General features: G+C 67.5%; 13 protein-coding genes. 4 read left to right on the top strand and 9 right to left on the bottom strand.

Annotated elements, in window-relative coordinates; all coding sequences use genetic code 11:
* Nucleotides 1-54 precede the first annotated feature (54 nt).
* Complete coding sequence (locus tag G6N31_RS06390; protein WP_098004638.1) at nt 55-1539, top strand: flavin-containing monooxygenase; 1485 nt, start codon at nt 55-57, stop codon at nt 1537-1539.
* Nucleotides 1540-1551: 12 nt separating this feature from the next.
* The gene (locus tag G6N31_RS06385; RefSeq protein ID WP_098004639.1) at nt 1552-2919 is read left to right on the top strand and encodes a cytochrome P450; all 1368 of its coding nucleotides are present in this window, start codon (nt 1552-1554) and stop codon (nt 2917-2919) included.
* Here the strand turns inward: G6N31_RS06385 and G6N31_RS06380 are convergent.
* From G6N31_RS06380 to G6N31_RS06370, 3 genes are all read right to left on the bottom strand, one after another.
* Nucleotides 2916-3749, bottom strand: a complete 834-nt coding sequence (locus G6N31_RS06380; protein ID WP_098004640.1) for a class I SAM-dependent methyltransferase — start codon at nt 3747-3749, stop codon at nt 2916-2918. The genes G6N31_RS06385 and G6N31_RS06380 overlap by 4 nt on opposite strands.
* A 45-nt stretch (nt 3750-3794) precedes the next feature.
* The gene (locus G6N31_RS06375) at nt 3795-5030 is read right to left on the bottom strand and encodes a PE-PPE domain-containing protein (protein WP_098004641.1); all 1236 of its coding nucleotides are present in this window, start codon (nt 5028-5030) and stop codon (nt 3795-3797) included.
* A 309-nt stretch (nt 5031-5339) separates the two neighbouring features.
* A complete protein-coding gene (locus tag G6N31_RS06370) occupies nt 5340-6626 on the bottom strand; it encodes a PE-PPE domain-containing protein (protein ID WP_098004642.1) in 1287 nt (428 codons plus the stop codon).
* Nucleotides 6627-7492: 866 nt separating this feature from the next.
* Here G6N31_RS06370 and G6N31_RS06365 point away from each other — a divergent pair.
* A complete protein-coding gene (locus G6N31_RS06365; protein WP_098004669.1) occupies nt 7493-8977 on the top strand; it encodes a flavin-containing monooxygenase in 1485 nt (494 codons plus the stop codon).
* A gap of 90 nt (nt 8978-9067) precedes the next feature.
* Nucleotides 9068-10423, top strand: coding sequence for a cytochrome P450 (locus G6N31_RS06360; RefSeq protein WP_098004643.1), 1356 nt, complete (start codon nt 9068-9070; stop codon nt 10421-10423).
* A 12-nt stretch (nt 10424-10435) separates the two neighbouring features.
* On the opposite strand, the gene G6N31_RS06355 is transcribed toward G6N31_RS06360, so the two are convergent.
* From G6N31_RS06355 to G6N31_RS06330, 6 genes are all read right to left on the bottom strand, one after another.
* Nucleotides 10436-11455 carry an alkane 1-monooxygenase gene (locus G6N31_RS06355; RefSeq protein ID WP_234815401.1) on the bottom strand — a complete coding sequence of 340 codons (1020 nt, stop codon included), beginning with the start codon at nt 11453-11455 and terminating at the stop codon, nt 10436-10438.
* 377 nt (nt 11456-11832) lie between these two features.
* The gene (locus G6N31_RS06350) at nt 11833-13782 is read right to left on the bottom strand and encodes a substrate-binding domain-containing protein (protein ID WP_098004645.1); all 1950 of its coding nucleotides are present in this window, start codon (nt 13780-13782) and stop codon (nt 11833-11835) included.
* Between the two features lie 72 nt (nt 13783-13854).
* On the bottom strand, nt 13855-16047 hold the full coding sequence (locus tag G6N31_RS06345; RefSeq protein WP_098004646.1) for a malate synthase G: 2193 nt from the start codon (nt 16045-16047) through the stop codon (nt 13855-13857).
* An 81-nt stretch (nt 16048-16128) separates the two neighbouring features.
* On the bottom strand, nt 16129-17052 hold the full coding sequence (locus G6N31_RS06340) for a 3-methyladenine DNA glycosylase (RefSeq protein ID WP_420090978.1): 924 nt from the start codon (nt 17050-17052) through the stop codon (nt 16129-16131).
* Nucleotides 17053-17068: 16 nt separating this feature from the next.
* Entirely contained in the window at nt 17069-18130 is a 1062-nt protein-coding gene (locus G6N31_RS06335; protein ID WP_098004647.1) for a hemolysin family protein, read from the bottom strand.
* Entirely contained in the window at nt 18123-19463 is a 1341-nt protein-coding gene (locus G6N31_RS06330) for a hemolysin family protein (RefSeq protein WP_276057965.1), read from the bottom strand. Before G6N31_RS06330 ends, G6N31_RS06335 begins: the two co-directional genes overlap by 8 nt.
* Nucleotides 19464-19467 lie beyond the last annotated feature (4 nt).

Here is a 19467-nt window from a genome sequence, read left to right as displayed (position 1 = left end):
AAGCTCGTCTGCGGCCGGTGGGATTCACCCCCACCGAGCCCGTAGTATCGCCGAGTGACCACCACGCAGTTCGACGCCGTCATCGTCGGTGCAGGGTTCGGCGGCATGGGCGCGGCCATCGCGCTCAACGAGCTCGGCTACCACAACCTCGCGATCCTCGACCGCGAGGACGACCTAGGTGGGACGTGGCACGTCAACCGTTATCCCGGATTGACGGTTGACGTCCCGTCCACCACCTATTCGTACTGGTTCGAACCCAACCCGTACTGGTCGCGGCTGTATGCCCCGGGTGCTGAGCTGAAGAGCTACGCCGAACACGTCGCCGACAAGTACGACCTGCGCCGCTACATGCGCTTCAACACCGTCGTGGACGGCGCCCGCTGGGATGACGAAACCCAGCGCTGGCTGGTGACGCTGGCCGGTGGCCAGACGCTGCAGGCACAGTTCCTGGTGCTCGCGACCGGGTATCTGTGCCAGCCCAAGAAGCCCGACATCCCCGGCATCGACACGTTCGCCGGCACCGTGCTGCACGCCCAGGATTGGGACGACGACTATTCGCTGCGCGGTAAGCGCGCTGCGATCATCGGGACCGGTTCCACCGGCGTCCAACTCATCCCGAAGCTGGCCGAAGATGTCGCCGACCTGACGGTCTATCAGCGCACCCCCATCTGGGTGATGCCGAAGCTGGACCTGTCATTCGGGCCCCGCACTCAGCGCATTTTCGCCAGGTTCCCGGCGACCCAACGCTTCGTCCGTCTCTCCAGCGACATGTTCATGGACTTCATGACGACGCTGGCGATGTGGAAGTTCCGTCAGCTGCGGCCGATCAACACCATCGCCGCCAAGATCGGTGCGCTGCACCGGTTCCTGGCCATCCGCGACAAGGAACTGCGCCGCAAGCTGACGCCGGATTACGACTTCGGTTGCAAGCGGCCCACGTTGTCGAACGTCTATTACCGCACCTTCACCAAGCCGAACGTGCATCTGGAGACCGGGGGCATCGATCGGATCGAACCCGACGGCATCGTCGGCAGAGACGGCACCAAGCGCGTCGTCGACACGCTGGTGCTGGCCACCGGGTTCGACGTGTGGGAATCGAATCTACCCGCCATCGAGGTCATCGGGCGGGAGGGCCGAGACCTCGGAAAGTGGTGGCGCGAGAACAGGTTCCAGGCCTACGAGGGAATGACGGTGCCACTGTTCCCGAACATGCTGACCCAGGCCAGTCCATACGCCTGGGTGGGGATGAGCTGGTTCGACACCGTCGAGACCCAGATGCGGCACATGCGGCGGCTGTTCGGCGAGTTGCAGCGACGCGGCGCGACCACCTTCGAGGTCACCGAGGACGCCAACGCCCGGTTCCTCGACGAGATGCTGCGCCTGCTCGACGACTCGGTCTTCCGATTGGGCAACTGCGCCACGTCGCGGTCATACTGGTTCAACGGCAGGGGCGAGTCCCCGCTGTTCCGGCCGACGTCGGTACGCAGTGCGGTCAAGGCGCAGGAGCGCTTCCCGCTCACCGACTACACGATGGCCTAGAGGGGTGACGAAATGACCACGGCGACAACAGATCCGGTGCGTCTGCCTCCCGGACCGCGGGCGCCGAAGGTGCTGCAGGGCCTTGGGATGGTGGCGATCCAGAGCAGCATGCTGACGGCGCTGTCCAAGAGGTACGGCAGCGCCTTCACGCTGAACGTGCCGCTGTTCGGCCGGATGGTCATCCTGAGCTCGCCGAGCGACATCAAGGAGCTGTTCAGCTCCAGCCGCGAACTCATCGGACGGCCGAAGAAGAATCTCAGCGCGATCCTGGGTGAGGGCTCGGTGTTCGCCCTCGAGGGTGATGAGCTGCTGGCACGCCGCCGACTGCTGCTTCCGCCGTTCAACGGCAAGAGCATGCGCTCCTACGAGACCATCACCGAAGCCGAGGTGCGCTCCGAGCTCTCCACGTGGCCGGAGGGCGTCGAGTTCGAGACCCTCGAACCGATGATGCGCATCTCGCTGAACACCATCCTGCGTGCGGTCTTCGGCGCCGAGGGCGCCGAACTCGAGGAGATGCGCACTCTGATGCCCGCCGCGGTGGAGTTCGGGTCGCGTATCGCGTTGCTACCCGAGGTGTTTCGGCGCGATGTCGGCAGATGGAGCCCCGGGGGTCACTTCGCCCAGTACCGCCGCCGGATGGACGATCTGATCGCGAAGCTGATTTCCGACGCCCGCGCCGATCCGGACTTCGACGACCGTCAGGACGTGCTGACGCTGCTGCTGCGCACGCGCTACGACGACGGTACGCCGATCTCCGACCAGCACATCGCCGACGAACTGCTGACCCTGCTCGTCGCCGGGCACGAGACGACGTCATCCCAGCTGTCCTGGGTGATCGAACGCGTCCGGCGTCATCCGGAGCTGCTGGCCCGGCTCACCGAGGAGGCTGACGCCGGCGGCTCGGAGCTGCTGCGGGCGACGATCCAGGAGGTGCAGCGCACCCGCCCGGTGCTGACGGCGTCGCTACGCCGCACCAGAACGCGGGTTCAGCTGGGGGAGTGGGTGATTCCTGAGGACACCACGGTGATGGGAGCGCTGCACCTGGCGATGACATCCGCCGACAGCTTCCCCGAACCGGAGAAGTTCAACCCCGACCGTTTTCTTGGTGCGAATCCCAATCCGTTCGCCTATGTGCCGTTCGGCGGCGGCATGAACCGCTGCATCGGTGCGTCCTTCGCCTCCATGGAGATGGAGGTCGCCGTGCGCGCGATCCTGCGCGAGTTCCGGATCGAACCGACCGACGCCGCGGACGAGCGTCCGTTCAACCGAGGTGTCTCGATCGTGCCCAACAAAGGGGGCCGCGTGGTGGTGCACCGACGGAAGACGCCGGCTGCGAAGCCGCGTTCGGCGTCGGTGTCCGCCGAACAGCGCAGCAGCTAGCTGCGCGCGAACTCGAATCGCAGGATCCGGGCCTTCCTGGCGATTGCGGGGACCCGGCGGGCGAGCCGGCTGGCGGCCCGCAGCCCCCGCGGGAACTGCTCGGTCTCCGGTTCGAACATCGCACTGGCCTCCTCCACGAGCCGCAGATCGGAGTTCCACCGCTCGGGTTGGCGGGGGTCCTTGAAGCCTGCGAAATTCCACTGCAGGTGCGGCGAGTTCGACCCGCGCATCGCCAGTTGACCGGTGATGCGGTTGAGCTTGCTCACCCGGCCGTAGTCGTTGAACGCCACCGCTCCGGAGTCGAAGTGGCCGGTGATCCGGCGCAGCAGCGACACGATCGCCGGTTCGGTCAGGAAAGCGAACAGGCCATCCGCGACTGCCATGGTCGGACGGTGCGCCGGGATCGCGTCGCACCACCCGGGTTCGGCGACTGATGCCGCAACGGTGTGCGAGCCGGTGCGCGGCGGCAGCAGCGCAGAGCGCAGCGCGAGAACCCCCGGCAGGTCGACGCTGTACCAGTCCACCGAGCCCGGCGGGTCGACTCGGTAGACCATGCTGGACAACCCGGAACCGAGATCGACCACGACGGCATCGGGATGCGCGGCCACGAACGCGCGGACCCGGTCGTCCAACATCCGTGCCCGCAGCGCGACCAGGCAACGCACGCTGGGGGTGACCCCCAGCGTGGAGTAGTCGTAGTCGATCTTCCGGACGACCTCGTCGGCGAGTGGGTCGCCGAGGATGGGTCGAGGCTGCCGCGCATCAACAGCACGGGCGTACTCGGTCAGCAGCGTGGTTCGTTCGACAGGGCTGAGGTCACCGACATCCATCCCGCCACCCAAGCACACCGTTGCGAAGTGCCGCCGGGGCGGCGCTCAGTCGTCGCTGCGCGCGTCGCGTTTGGCCGCCCTGCTCTTCTCGCGAGACGTCGTCCGGCTCTTCTCGCGGTCGGACTTCTCGACGCGGCGGGCGGCGGGGACGCCCAGTTGCCGGTCCTCGGTGTTCTCGACAACCGAAGGGCTGTCCTCGTCGAGGATGGTCGCCGTCGCGGATCCGTCGTCGGTCTTCGTGGCCACGGCTGTTGTCGACGCCTCGTCGGTTCCCACGGTCTCGCCCGCCTCCGTGCTCGCCTCGGCGCGGTCCTCCGACAGGCGGGGCCGCGACTCGGCGCCGGCGGCGTCCGTGGCTTGCGGCTCTGCGTCGGCGGCGGTCACCGTCTGCGCCGTGGGTCGGCTGACGCGCGTCGTCGCGCTCTCGGCCGTCGTGGACTGGGCGACGGTACGCGACTCTGGGAGCGGATCCCTCTCCCAGGGGCGGTCGTAGGCGCGTTCGATGATCTCCTTCAGCGGCCCGTTCAACCGGTCGGCCAGCGCCGAGAGGCCGAGCATCCGCAGCGGTGCCAACAGTGGCAAGTCCTCGGTGGGCACCAGGACGTAGGTGGTGTTGCCCTCGGTCCAGCGGTAGTTGTTCGGGTCGTTGATGTCGATCGTCGAGTAGTCGTAGTGCAGCGGTGACAGGAAACCCAGCGTGAGGTTCAGCCTCGCCAGGATGCTGAACCGATCGGGGGTGTCGGCGACCGGATCGTACTGCCGGGCGATGTCGAGCACCTTGTACTGCGTCTGCGGCATGGTGTCGAAGCGACGATTGGCGCCGCCGTACTTGCGGGTCGGGTTCCCTATCACGACGAACGACAGCACCTCCGGCGACGGGGCGTCAGCCTCGCCGGCGTTCCAGTCCAGCCACTTCGATACGCCGATGGCGCCGCCGCTGAGCGCGAAGACGGTCACTGTGTCACCGTCGGTCACCTCACCGACGGCACCCGTGGTCGGGTCCGGGGCGGTCACTGCGGCAGTCGCTGCCCTGATCGCGTAGTCCAGGTTCTCGATCGACCTGTTCATCGCGAAGGAGTACTTCACCTCGTTGCAAGTGTTCGGGCTTGCGCACATCACGCCCTGGAAGGCAGGAAGCATGCGGTGCGGCAGCGGACTCAAGGTCAGCACGTTGGCCGCGCCCGCCGTCGGCGTGGTAGCCAGCAGCGAGATGGCGGTCACGATCGCCAGCAGTGTGGTCGTCAGCGCGCTTCGGAAAGCCCGCGAGGTCCCGATCGTCATGTTCGTCCCCCAGAGTGAGACCGCAAACCCCCCGTTTGCAGTATTGATGTTACGCGCGTGGTGCCGCTCGAAGTCGCCTTTTCGGATGCGTGCCGCGCCTGCCAGGTCAGCCGCCCCGGGGCCGCGCCGAGCCCGTGGATGGCCGTGTGACCGTCAGACCGAATCGTTGTGTCAGACATGACGTTTACCCACGCTGAGCCGAACCCAGCATGCCGACCGTCCGCCACGAAACGGTGAACGCACCGTGGGCCAGACCGGTGAGGATTGGCTGGCCGCACGATGCGTTCTCTCCCTATGCGGTGGCGGGATCTAGGAATCAGATCCCCGGCGGGATGTCGAGGCCCGTGCCCTGTCCGCCCTGTCCGCCTTGGCGGCAGAGCGTGCGGCGCTGCGCAGTTCGCGGGTCTGCTTGCCGGACGCCACGGCGCTGTCATCGCCGTTGTCCGCGTTGCGCGTCGCCGCCTTCTCGCTGGCGGCTTCGACGTCCTCCGCCAGAACCTTGGCGTCGGCCGCGTCGTCGACGGTGGCCTCGACGGTCTCGGCTTCGGTCGACTCCTCCTCGGTCGCAGCCGGGGTGCTGGACTCCGCCTCCGTCGAATCGGCCTCCACCGACTCGGTTTCCACCGTCTCGGCTTCCACGGTGCGGGCAGACTCGCCAGGTGTGGTGTCCTCGGCCCCCTCGGCGACGGCCTCATCGACACCGTCGTCGGCGGTCTCCTCGACCACGACCTCACGGCTGACGGCGGCCCGGCTGGCGGCGGCACTGCTCTTGTCGTCGTTGCGGATGTAGGCCTTCTCGATCCTGGCCCGCAGCGAGTCCTGCCGTGACTTCAGCCAGGGCATCAGCTTGACGATCGGCAGGGTCTTGGCCGGCACCAGGTAGTGGGTCGTCTTGCCACCCAGCTCATTGACCTCGACGGTGATGTTCTCCAGCGGCACCGCATCGAGGTCGGCGAAGGCCGAGGGCATGTGCTCGGTGATCATGCCGGCGTAGGCATTGATCAGAGCGAGCAGGTTCCACGGGCGATCCGGGAAGTCGGCGAACCCGTCGTACTCGCCGGTTACGACGATGACGTCATAGGGCGTGACCGGTGCCGGCTGATAGGTGTAGTCGAATCGCGAGTTGTACTTCACTTTGTCGATGAACCGCTGACGGCTGGAATCGGCGACGATGACGAAGGTCAGGTTCTCCTTGGACGGCGCACCCTCGGGGGTGTCGAGCAGCATCCGCATCACCTCGTCGACGACCAGCGACCCGGCCGAGAGCCCCACCACGGTGACCGGCGTTTCCGACGTGAGCACCTTGTGATAGAGGGTCGCCTGTCCTTCGGCGATCGACTGACCGAGGGTCATGTGGTTGCGCCCGGTGTACGGCGCCGCCTGCGCGGGCCACTCGATGTCTTCGCGGATGTCGTTGATGAACCGCTTGTTCAGCAGGTTGCTCATGATGAGATCCGAGACCCGGGGGTTGGCGATTCCGCCGACCACCAGGGCGGTGCCCGCCCCGGCGGGCCCGAGGGCCGTGGTGAGCCCGAGAACTAGGACGGCGAACAGCGACAACAACGCCGCGCCCGCCGATCTGAACAGTACGCGCATGGGAGCCTCCAGGTCATGCAGCAGTAATCGAAATGTGGCCGCTTCGCGACCGCACGGCTACATCAGCATGGGGCACATGTAATGACGCTGCTAGCAAATTCGGGACATTGTCTCAGCGCGGGCTTTGTGGCAAACATCACCACGACAGGCTAAACACCCGCTGACCTCACGCTCTTCAGCGGGTCGCTTACGCGGGCGAAAAAAAGTTTTCCCGGTGAGGTCGTGCAGTCGCCGATGGTATTCCCAGGTGAGGCGCCCGATTGGCGGCCAGGGCGGTCGTTGGTGGTGGCCACCCGCGAGACCTCCAGTGACGTGTGTCACATGGCCTCGCGGGGCGTCCGACGGCGACCCCTATCGGATAGTTGACGCTTCCGTTAACTGAAAGGTGCGGTTTACCGACTGCTTTTGCCAACGGTCTCGTTAATTTCCAAACATGCAATTGCAGTTAGCGATGGATCGCAATCCGGACAGGTTGACACCGATCCCGTCGGCCACACAGCAAAAGGTCGCCGAACACCTTCCACGACGCTCTTTTGCCTGCTCTATGTGATGGGTGTGGCTTTCGTATCGTTTGCTGAGATGCGGGGGGCCGGTCCGAATGCTCAGGCCGGTGACGCGAAACCGTTCGCCGAATGTTCATCGTGGCAACCACCAATGGCTGAGATTGCGGGGTTCGCGGTCGCGCGCTCACAGCGTGCGGTCCCGGTCCGTCCATGCCGGGTTCTGGCCAGCGCGTTTTGGCCGCTGTGGTGGGCAAACGCGTCATCTTGACTGCGGGATGGTGGGTTGCCACGCGCCGCGCGACGGCCGTGCAGGCGGGGCGGATCAAGCTGAATGTTGTCGGCGAGTCAGTTACGGTGAAGGCCATGAGTGCCCAGCAACCCCTCGATGTCGTCATCGTGGGAGCCGGATTCGGCGGTATCGGCGCGGCGATCCAGTTCAAGCAACTGGGCTACCACAACATCGCCATCCTGGAACGGGAGAACGACCTCGGGGGCGTGTGGCACGTCAACCGGTACCCGGGCCTGGCTGTGGACCTGCCGTCGCCCACCTACTCGTTCGACTTCGAGCCGAATCCGTACTGGTCCCGCCTGTACGCGCCCGGCGCAGAGATCAAGCAGTACGCCGAGCACGTCGCCGACAAGTACGACGTCCGCCGGCACATGCGCTTCGACACCAAGGTGGAGAACGCGCGCTGGGACGAGGAGGACAAGGTCTGGCGGGTCGCGATCGCCGGTGGTGACACCGTGACCGCTCGCTTCCTGATCGCCGCCACCGGGTTCATGTCACAAGCCTGCTATCCCAACATTCCCGGCGTCGCCGAGTTCGCCGGCAAGGTAATTCACACCACCGCGTGGGATGACAGCTACGACCTGCGGGGACGTCGCGTCGCGATCATCGGCACCGGCGCGACAGCCGTCCAGGTGATCCCGGAGCTGGCCAAGAAGGCCGCAGAGCTGTCGGTGTACCAGCGCACGCCCATCCATGTGGTGCCGAAACAGGACTTCGCCATTCCGACCGCGGTGCAGCGCCTTTTTGCCCGAGTCCCAGTGGTGCAGCGCCTGTTCCGGCTCATGACCGATGTGCAGGCCTCGGTGGTGTTCCTGCCCGCGATCAAGTTCCGCCAGCTGCGGTTTCTGGTCAACTTCACGGCGGTGATCGCCGGCATGCAGCGATTCGCGGCCATCCGGGACAAGAAGCTTCGTCAGGAGCTGACGCCGCACTACGACTTCGGGTGCAAACGCCCGACCTACTCCAACGAGTACTACAAGACCTTCACCCAACCGCATGTACACCTGCGCACCGCGGGCATCGAACGGATCGAGCCGGACGCCATCGTCACCGCCGACGGCGCACGCACCGAGATCGACACCCTGATCCTGGCCACCGGCTTCGACATGTGGGAATCGAATTTCCCGGCCATCGAGATCATCGGCCGGGACGGCCGTAATCTCGGAAAGTGGTGGCGCACTCACGGTTTCCAGGCCTATCAGGGCATGACGGTGCCCTACTTCCCGAACTATCTCGGACTGGCCGCCGGCCCGTACGCCAACAGCGGGCTGTCTTTCTTCAACATGGTCAAGTACCAGAGCCGCCACATCGATCGGTTGTTCACCGAACTGCGCCGGCGCAACGCCACCACGTTCGAGGTGACCGAGCAGGCCAACACCGAGTTCCGCGAGCGGATGGAACGTCTGCAGGAGGGCACTCTGCTGCATCTGGGCGACTGCGCCAGTTCGCGGTCGTATTACTTCGGCCCCAACGGCGAGACCGTGTTGCGGCCGACCACTCCGCGGGCGGCGCTGCGCGAGCAAGAGACCTTCCCGTTGAGCAACTACACCTTCGCCTGACGGGCCGAAACGACATCCTTGGTAGCATTCGGTCTCCACGACACGCGTCAGGACCGGAGGTACCGGCTCACGGGAACGGAGGGGTGAGACGTGGCCGAAGCGACAACTGACCCCGTGCGACTTCCGCCGGGGCCGCGGATTCCGAAGCTGATCCAGGGCCTGATGATGTTGACCGTCCGCAACCAGGCGGTCGATGCGGCCTACCGCCGCTATGGCAGTGAGTTCACGGTGAACGTCCCGGTGCTGGGGCGGACGGTCGTGATCAGCGATCCTGCGCTGATCAAAGACATCTTCTCCACCCACCGCGACGTCATCGTCCGGCCCGGGCACAATCTCGGTGCGACCATCGGCCCCGGTTCGACGTTCAGTCTGGAAGGCGAGGAGCATCTCAACCGGCACAAGTTGCTGGTACCACCGTTTCACGGCAAGCGCGTGCGCGGCTACGAGCCGGTCATCGAGGAAGAGGTGCTGCGCGAGATCGCCGGTTGGCCGCAGGGCCAGGAGTTCGAGACGCTCGAACCGATGATGCGCATCACCCTGAACGCGATCCTGCGCACGGTGTTCGGTGCGGAGGGAGCCGCGCTGGACGAGTTGCGCGAGCTGATCCCGCGTGCCGTGGAGATGGGGTCGCGCTTCGTGCTGCTGCCGGCCGCGGCCCGTCGCGACCTCGGTGCGTGGAGCCCCGGCGGACGCTTCAAACGGCTGCGCGACCGCATCAACGCCGTCATCGGTGAGCTGATCGTCCAGGCGCGCACCGACCCGCACTCCGAGGACCGTGCCGATGTGCTGTCGCTGCTGGTGCACGCGCGCTACGACAATGGGGAGCCGATCTCCGACCAGCACATCGCCGACGAGTTGCTCACGATGATGGTCGCCGGCCACGAAACCACCGCGACCCAGCTGGCCTGGACGATCGAGCGACTGCGTCGCCATCCCGACCTGCTCACCCGGCTGACCGAAGAGGTCGACGCCGGAGGCTCCGAGTTGCGCCAGGCGGTGATCTGGGAGTCACAGCGCACCCGGCCGGTGATCGACAACATTCCACGCCAGACCAGGCAGCGCGTCCGCCTCGGGCCGTGGGTGTTGCCCGCCAACACCAACATCTTCATCAGCATCCAGCTGGCCCACTTCGATCCCGCGAACTACACCGACCCGGAAGCCTTCGACCCGGACCGCTACGCCGACGGTGCACCCAAGCCGCCGATGTGGATCCCGTTCGGCGGCGGGATCAACCGATGCATCGGGGCGAACTTCTCCAACATGGAGATGGACATCACGCTGCGCACGCTGCTGCGCGAGCTGCGGTTCGAACCGACCACCGACGAGCCGGAACCTCTGTGGGACAGGGGAGTGGCGCTCGCGCCCAAGCGGGGCGGACGTGCCGTCGTGCACCGACGGGTGCCGGCCAGCGTGCCGTCGCCGCAGCATGCGCCCTCGATCAGCTGAGCCGCACGCACCTCAACCGAGGGTCTGATGGCGGCGCAGCAGCTTCTGCTGTTTACGCGGGCTCAGCGCGGCTCGGCTGACATCCCCGCCGTAGTGCGCCACCACGCGTCGGTCCATCACCCGCCGCCACAACGGCGGGAACGCGGCCAACACCACCATCGCCGCGTAGCCCGCAGGTAGCTGGGGGGCCTCGTCGGCGTGGCAGAGCGCCTGGTACCGGCGCTGCGGGTTGGCGTGGTGGTCGGAGTGCCGCTGCAAGTGGAACAGGAACACGTTGGAGATGACCGAATTGCTGTTCCAACTGTGTGACGGTCGCACCTGTTCATAGCTGCCGTTGCGGCGGGGCTGCCGGCGCAGACCGTAGTGCTCCAGATAGTTGATGGTCTCCAGCAGCGCGATTCCGACCAACGCCTGCCCGATCAACCACGGTAGGGCGGCAACGCCGAAGACCGCGGTCAGCGCGGCGTACAGCGCCGCCGTCAGCGCCCATGCGTTGAGCACATCGTTGCGGAACGACCACGGCGACCTGCCGTGACACCGCAGGCGTCGCGCCTCGATACCCCACGCCGAGCGCAGGCTGCCCACGATGGACCTGCCGAAGAACTGGTAGAGGTTCTCGCCGAGGCGGGCACTGGCCGGATCCTCCGGGGTGGCGACGCGGGCGTGATGCCCGCGATTGTGTTCGACGAAGAATTGTCCGTACCCGCTCTGTGCCAGTGCGATCTTGCTCAGCCAACGTTCGGAGTTCGCGCGCTGGTGGCCGAGCTCGTGGGCGGTGTTGATGGCCACCCCCGCGATACCGCCGACGGTCAGCATCAGACCGGCCTTGTCGGCCAGGTTCATCGTGACGCCGCCCCCGCCCGTCCACAGCCAGCAGGCGAGCACCAGCGAGACGTACTGCGCGGGCAGATACAGGTAGGTGGCCCAGCGGTAGAACCGGTCCTGCTCCAGATGCTGCAGCGCGCTGTCGGGCGGATTGTCCGAGTCGCTGCCCACCAGGAAGTCCAGCAGCGGAATGACGATGACAGTCATGACCGGACCGGACCACCAGAAGAGCCCGCACCCGGTGAGCGTGACGCCCAGCCAGGACGCCGGTACCAGCGTGGGGATGACGAGTCCGAGCAACCACACGTAGCGCTTACGGTCCCGCCACCGATCCGGGAACGTAGGTAGCTGACCTTCATAAGTCAGCTGAGGATGCTGGCCTGGCATGGCGTGTCCTGCAACCCCCTCCGCACCGAGCTTCTGGTCGATCCTCGCAGGTTAATGCGACAGTTCGATAACGCGGTCATACCATTGCGGCGCGCCGCCGGGCAACATCGTCAGCGAACCACTTTGCGGAAACCGACGTTGCTCGTGGTCTTCGCCGAGCCTATCGGAAACTTCCCGGCAGTGGCTCCCGACACCGTTCACGACAACATCGTCGCGATGACCGATGCGAGCTCCGGCGAGGCCGAGGATCCGAGGTTGCGGTACTGGCCCCCGGTGGTCTGTGCGACGCCCTCCCAGGTCGCCCGGTCGGCGTCATCGCCGAAGTCGATGACGTTGACCGCCACCGGACGCTCGGGGTTGAACGCGCCGTCGATGTACTGCTGCAGCCCCTCGCCACCCAGGGTGCGGTCGGTGTGCGGGCCCGCGGTGATCACCAGCACCGAGTTCTGCTGTCCTTCGCGGTACTTGGCGGACGCGTCGGTGTAGACGAGCCGCAGCGTGGTGAACGACACCGCACCGCCGCCAGACGCGCTCTGGGCGTCCAGCGCGGCGGTCAGCGCGTCGGCCCGCGGACGACCGTTCACCGGCTCGGACAGGGCCCCCGAACTGATCTCCGAGCGGCCCGCCACACCGTCGAAGGTCCATAGGCCGACCCCGGAGTCCGGGGGAAGCGCGGCCAACCTCGCCTTGAGCGCCTCGACGACGTTGTTCAGCCGGGACTGGCCTCCTTCGTCGGTCGGCATCGACTGGTCGAGCATGATCGTCACCGTCGGGCTCTGCGTCGGGGTGGCCACCGTGTCCGCGATCGTTGCGCGCAGCGCCGCGTCACCGACATTCAGCGGGGTTTCCACCGCGCCGAAGTCGACCACGTCACTGGCCGGCGGCTCCTGGCCGTCGACGCGGAAGCCCGCCTGACTGAATTCGGCGAGTTGCTCCGGTTTGCGCAGGAACCGCGCGAACTCACTGGCGGCGGTGACCTGTTCCTGGGCCAGCCAGTCGCCGGAGAGCAGCACGGTGGGGAAGTCGGCGACCGCCGCCGGTCCGGGCGGACGCCACGCGGCCACCTTCGACGCCGCGTCCGGCAGTTCCGCGGCACGCCGGTAGAGCTGCTGCTCGGTGGTCACGACGGCGTGCACCGGTGCGGTGCGCGGATCGGCGGCGTCGATCAGGGCGTCCAGCGCGGCACCAGCGGTGTTGTCGGGCAGCTCGGGCGCTCCCGAGATGACGGCACTGACCGCGCCCAGTCCGGCGCTGGCGGGCGCACCCTGCGGCGCAGCCGCGGCCGCCACCGCTTCGGCGGCCAGGTACGCGGCGTCGCTGTCCCCTTCGAGGGGGAGGGCCAACCGCAGGCCACCCCAGCCCTGCAGCCCCAGCCCGTCGAGGGCAGCCGGGTCGGTCTGCAGCCGGGGCAGGCTGGACCAGCTCTGGTCTACCAAAGCCTCTTCGAGCGGTGGGGCCACGGCGAGCACGACCGCGGAGCTGACCAGGGAGCGGCTGTCGCTGACGGCCTGAGGCCCGGCAGCGGACTCGAGCCGGGCTTCCGAGGCGGTACTGGCGGGAATCCACAACGCGGGGCGCTCTCCGAGTTCGGCCGGCCACTGGCCGCTGAGCCCGTCGACGACGGCCGACGAATCCGCCGATGTCACACCGACTTTGACACAGCGGTCACCGACGGGTTCGGCGTTGTCGTTGTACCGCTGCGCCAAGCCTTGCACCGGTTCGACGATCGCGGGGTCGACGACGACGGAGATGTCGATCTCGCCGTCGACGCAGCGGGCGGCGGCGACGTCGGAGCGGCTGGACAGCGCGTCACCGAAGAATCGCCACAGGATGACGGCACCGACGACCACCACGACGGTGATCAGGGCGACGATGACGCCGACGCTGACCCCGCGCCGCCCCGCGGTCACGGCACGGTGACTCCCGGTCCACTCACCGGCGTCCCAGTCCCGGGACCGTGGCGGCGGGGGCTCGGCGCTGCTCTGCGACGTGTCGCCGGGCACGAAACCGTCTCCGGCGGAATCGGTTTCGTCATCCGTCCGGTGATCGTCGCCGGGCCCGTCCGCGCCGAACGCGAAGCGCTCGGTCTGCGGATCCTCGGGCTGGCCGCCCGTCTCGTCGGGGTCGGGAAGGCTATGCCTTCCCATGCCGGCCCGTCCCGCTCATAGCGCCTTCGCCCTCACTTCGTCGCTCCGGTGTCTCGCGTCACCCAACCTGCGTCAGCCAACGTTACGTGCTGCTTTGTACTCTCGCCTACGCCGGTGCAGGATCGGTTCGGTGTAGCCGTTCGGCTGCGCGGCGCCTGCCAGGATGAGTTCCTGCGCGGCCTGGAAAGCCACGCTGGCGTCCGGATCGGTTGCCATCGGCCGGAATTCAGGGTCGGCGGCGTTCTGCTCGTCGACCACCGCGGCCATCCGGCGCAGGCTGGACTTGACGTCATCGGCGGTGATCACGCCGTGGCGCAACCAGTTCGCCAGCAGCTGGCTGGAGATCCGCAGGGTGGCGCGGTCCTCCATCAGCGCGATGTCATGGATATCGGGCACCTTGGAGCAGCCGACGCCGGCGTCGATCCAGCGCACCACGTATCCCAGGATCGACTGGCAGTTGTTGTCGACCTCTTCACGGATCTCCTCGGGCGCCCAGGCCAGCTCCTTGGCCAGCGGAATGGTCAGGAGCTCATCGAGCGAGGTCCGGCGCTTGCCCGCGAGTTCCCGGTGCACCGCGAACACGTCGACCTCGTGATAATGCATCGCATGCAGCGTCGCTGCGGTCGGCGACGGCACCCAGGCGGTGGTGGCACCGGCCTTGGGCTGACCGATCTTCTGCTCGACCATGTCGGCCATCAGGTCGGTCATGGCCCACATGCCCTTGCCGATCTGAGCTTTCCCGGAGAATCCGGTGGCCAGGCCGATGTCGACGTTCTGGTCCTCGTAGGCCTTGATCCATTCGGTCGACTTCATCGCACCCTTGCGGATCATCGGGCCGGCCTCCATCGAGGTGTGGATCTCGTCGCCGGTGCGGTCGAGGAAGCCGGTGTTGATGAAGACCACGCGGTCGGCGGCGGCCTTGATGCAGGCCTTGAGGTTGAGCGTGGTGCGGCGCTCCTCGTCCATGATGCCGACCTTGAGTGTGTTGGCCGGCAGTCCGAGCACGTCTTCGACGCGGCTGAACAGCTCGCAGGTGAAGGCGACCTCCTCGGGACCGTGCATCTTCGGCTTGACGATGTAGATCGAGCCGGTGCGGCTGTTGGCCAGGGGGCCGTTACCGTCACCGGTGCGCAGGCCGTGGATGCCGATCAGGCTGGTGAACAGCGCGTCCTGGATGCCTTCGGGCACCTCTGCGCCTTCTTCGCCCATCACGATGGCGTCGTTGGTCATCAGGTGACCGACGTTGCGGACGAACAGCAGGCTGCGACCGGGCAGCGTGAGCTCGCCGCCGTCCGGCCGGGTGTAGGTTCGGTCGGCGTTGAGCACGCGGGTGAAGGTCTTGCCGCCCTTGCTGACCTCTTCGGCGAGGTCGCCGCGGTTCAGTCCGAGCCAGTTGCGGTAGCCGAGCACCTTGTCCGGGGCGTCGACGGCCGCGACCGAGTCTTCGAAGTCCATGATCGTGGTGACCGCGGATTCCAGCACGACGTCCTTGATGCCGGCTCTGTCGGTCTTGCCGATGGGGGAGTCGGGGTCGATCAGGATTTCGATGTGCAGACCGTTGTTGACCAGCAGCACCGCGTCCGGGGAGTCGGCGTCGCCGGTGTAGCCGGCGTACTGGGCGGGGTCCTTCAGCGCGACGGACCCGCCGTCGTCAAGCGTCGCGGCGAGCCTGCCGTCGTCGAGCGTCAGACCGGTGATGTCGGTCCAGGAGCCCGATTCGAGCGGCGCGGCGCCGTCGAGGAAGCGGCGCGCATAGGCGATGACCTTGTCGCCGCGCACCTTGTTGTAGGAGTCGCCGGGTTCGGCGCCGCCGTCGGTCGGGATGACGTCGGTGCCGTAGAGCGCGTCGTACAGCGAGCCCCAGCGGGCATTGGCGGCGTTGAGGGCGAACCGCGCGTTGAGGATCGGCACCACCAGCTGGGGCCCGGCGGTGGTGGTGATCTCGTCGTCCACGCCGGCGGTGGTGATGGTGAAGTCCGCGGGCTCGGGCTGCAGATATCCGATATCGGTGAGGAACTGCTTGTACTCGTCGGCGTCGAACCCGCCGATCACCCGGGCCCGGTGCCACTTGTCGATCTGCGCCTGCAGCTCGTCGCGGCGCGCCAGCAGGTCGGCGTTCTTCGGGGTCAGGTCGGCCACGACCTTGTCCACGCCGGACCAGAAGGTGTCGGGGTCGATGTCAGTGCCGGGCAGCGCCTCGTTGTTGATGAAGTCGTACAACTCAGCGGCGACGCGCAGGTTGCCCACCGTCACGCGATCGGCCATGGTTCCTCCCTCGTTGGCACGCGCTCGCGGCGCCTGCAGTCTGCGGTGTCGTCGGTCCAGCTTACCCAGCGGTAACAGCCCCTATGCCCGGGCGGCGGCCTGCTGCAGCATCCGGGTCCGTGATAGGAGCCGGGCGCGCAGCGGGGCGGCCCGTTCGCTGACGGCCTGCTGCGCAGCGGCGTACTCCCGCCGGCCCGCCGGGGTCTCCACCGCGATCGGGGTGAACCCGAACTCCCGCAGGTCGTAGGGGCTGGCGCGCATGTCGAGCACGCGCGCCTCGACGGCGAGCTCGAAGCAGTCGAGCACCAGGTCGCTCTCGATCAGCGGGCTCAACTTGAACGCCCATTTGTAGAGGTCCATGCCGGCGTGAACGCAGCCGGGCTGTTCGTTCTCGGCTTGCGACCGCCGGGTCAGGTGGTGGTGGTTGCGGCGCGCGGCGGGATCGGTGAAGAAGCGGAACGCGTCGAAGTGACTGCACCGCAACGGCAGGGATTCGACGACGGCGTCGGTCTCAGCGGAACCGAGACGCATCGGGACACCACCGTGGCGCACCGTGTCCGACCGGTACACCATGGCCCATTCGTGCAGGCCGAAGCAGTTGAAGCGGGCGGGCCGGGACGCGGTGGCCCCCAGCAGGTCGGCGATGAACGCCACAGTCCCGGCGCGGGCGTGAAGGTGCTCACCGCTGACCGTGACACCGTCGGGATGCTCGGTGTAGCCGGTACGCGGCAGATATCGCCGGGCCGGCTCACCGCCGAGGACGGTGCCGAACCCGGGATGCCACCACCGCAGCTGGCGGGGCCGCAGGCTGTAGTAGGTGAACAGGAAGTCGTAGACCGGATGGGCCCGCCCCTCCCGCCGGCAGGCCAGCAGGGGTTCGAGCAGTGCATCGGCGCGGCGCCGGTAAGCGTCGGCGCGGGGCAGCCACTCGCCCGCGGCGAGCCGCGAATCAGGCACCGCGGCGAGCCGCGAATCACACACCGCGGCGGGCCGCGAATCAGACACCGCGGCGAGCCGCGAATCACACACGGTGGGTGCCGTCGCGGACGGTGCCGACGAGGTCCTCGACAAGGTCTTCCAGTGCGACCATTGCGCTGACCTTGCCGTCGGCGCTGGTCACCAGCGCCAGATGGCTGTTGGTACGGCGCAGCCGCGACAGCGCGTCGGGCAGCGGCAGCGACGCCGGCACCCGCGGCAGCGGCCGCACCAGCGAGGCATCGACGACCGCGGCACCGTCGGTCGAGGCGGTGACCAGCGGGAGCACGTCTTTGATGTGCACGTACCCCAGGTAGGCGCCGGAGTCGTCAGCCACCGGGAATCGGGAGTAGCCGGTCTCGCGCAGCGCTTCCTCCAGTGCGCCCACCCTGGGGCCTGCGCCCTGTTCGGCGACGGGAACGGCACGGATCCGGTGCAGGGGCAGCGCGACGTCGTTGACGTTGCGGTTGCGGATCTGCAGCGCCCGGGTCAGCCGGCTGTGCTCCTCGGGATCGAGCAGGCCCTCGGACAGCGACTCGGCGATCATCTCCGACAGTTCCACCGTCGACACGGTGACGTCGAGTTCGTCTTTGGGCTCGACGCCGAAGCTGCGCAGGGTGATGTTGGCGCACCAGTTGTAGAACGCGATGAACGGGCGCGCGGCGCGCATGTAGACGAGGTAGACCGGGATGAGCAGCATGGCTGTCGACTCGGGCCCGGCGATCGCGATGTTCTTCGGCACCATCTCGCCGAGCAGCACGTGCAACGTCACCACGATCGACAGGGCGACCAGGAACGACACCGTGTGAAGCAGTGCGTCGGGGATGCCGAGCAGGCCGAACGGCCGCTCCAGCACGTGCGCGACGGCGGGCTCGGCTACCCGGCCGAGCAGGATCGAACAGATCGTGATGCCCAGTTGGGCGCCGGCGAGCATCAGGGACAGGCGCTCCCCGGCCCGGATCACGGTGACTGCGCTGCGCTTGCCCTGTTCGGCGAGTGCTTCGAGGCGGTCACGGCGGGCGGAGATCAGCGCGAACTCCGAGGCCACGAAGAAGGCGTTGGCCGCCAACAGGACGAAGGTCAGCAGCACTCCGAACAGATCACCCACGGCCGTCTCCGCTGCGTCCGAGTTCGGTCAGGCGCAGTTGGTCGATGCGCCGGCCGTCCATCTTGAGCACGGTGGCGCGCCACCGGACCGGATCGTCGGGCCCGTCCGGGTCGAACGCGGTCAGCTCCACCGACTCGCCTTCTTCGGGGATGTGACCCAGCGTCTCGAGCACCAGCCCCCCGATGGTCTCGTAGTCGCCTTCGGGAGCGCGGAATTCGGTGTTCTCGGCGACCTCGTCGATGCGCAGGAGACCCGAGACCTGCCACCCGCGCCCGGCCTGCACGACGTCGGGGGGCTCGACGTCGTGCTCGTCGCGCACGTCGCCGACGATCTCCTCGATCAGGTCTTCAACGGTCACCATGCCGGCGGTGCCGCCGTACTCGTCGACCACCAGCGCGGTCTGCAGGCCGTTGGCGCGCACCTCGGACATCACCGCGTCGCCGTCGAGCGTCGAGGGCACCTTGGTGACCGGGACGGCCAGGTCGGCCAGCCGCGTACTGGCCCGCTGGTCCCGGGGCACCGAGAAGACCTGCTTGACGTGCACCATCCCGATCGTCTCGTCGAGATCGCCCCGAATCACGGGGAAGCGCGAGTGGCCGGTGCGCACCGCTGCTTCGCTGAGGTCGACCACCGTGTCGCCCGCCTCCAGGGTGTCGATCTTGGACCGCGGGGTCATCAGTTCCTCGGCGGTGCGGACCCCGAACTGCAGGGAGCGGTCGACCAGCACGGCCGTCACCGGGTCGAGGGAGCCGCTCTGCGCCGAGGACCTGACGAGCGACACGAGTTCCTGCGGGGACCGCGCTGAGCGCAGTTCCTCGGCCGGCTCGATGCCCAGCCGGCGCAGGATCCAGTTCGCCGTGCCGTTGGTGAGCCGGATCAGCGGGGTGAACAGGAACGAGAACATCAACTGCAGCGGTGCCGACCACCGCGCGGTCGGCACGGGACGGGCCACCGCGAGGTTCTTCGGCACCAACTCGCCGAACACCATCGAGATCGACGTCGCGATCAGGATGGCCAGCACCAACGCCAAACCGCTGGTCAGGCTCTCGGGGACGCGCAGCGCGGACAGGCCCGGGGCGATCAGCCTGGCCACGACCGGCTCGGCGAGGAAGCCGGTGGCCAGCGTGGTGATCGAGATGCCCACCTGGGCACCGGAGAGCTGGGTGGACAGGGTGCGGTGCGCCCGGCGCACCATCTGGTCGCGGCGATGCCCGCTGCGGGCGTTGGCCTCCACGGTGCTGCGTTCGAGCGCGGTCAACGAGAACTCGGCCGCGACGAAGACCGCGGTCCCGGCGGTCAGCGCGACGAACGCCAGCAGCGGCAGCACCGACATCACG

The sequence above is a fragment of the Mycolicibacterium duvalii genome (assembly GCF_010726645.1).
Classification (GTDB): Bacteria; Actinomycetota; Actinomycetes; order Mycobacteriales; family Mycobacteriaceae; genus Mycobacterium; species Mycobacterium duvalii.
Note: the sequence above shows the minus strand (reverse complement) of the source record. Positions and strands in the feature narration are given on the sequence as shown.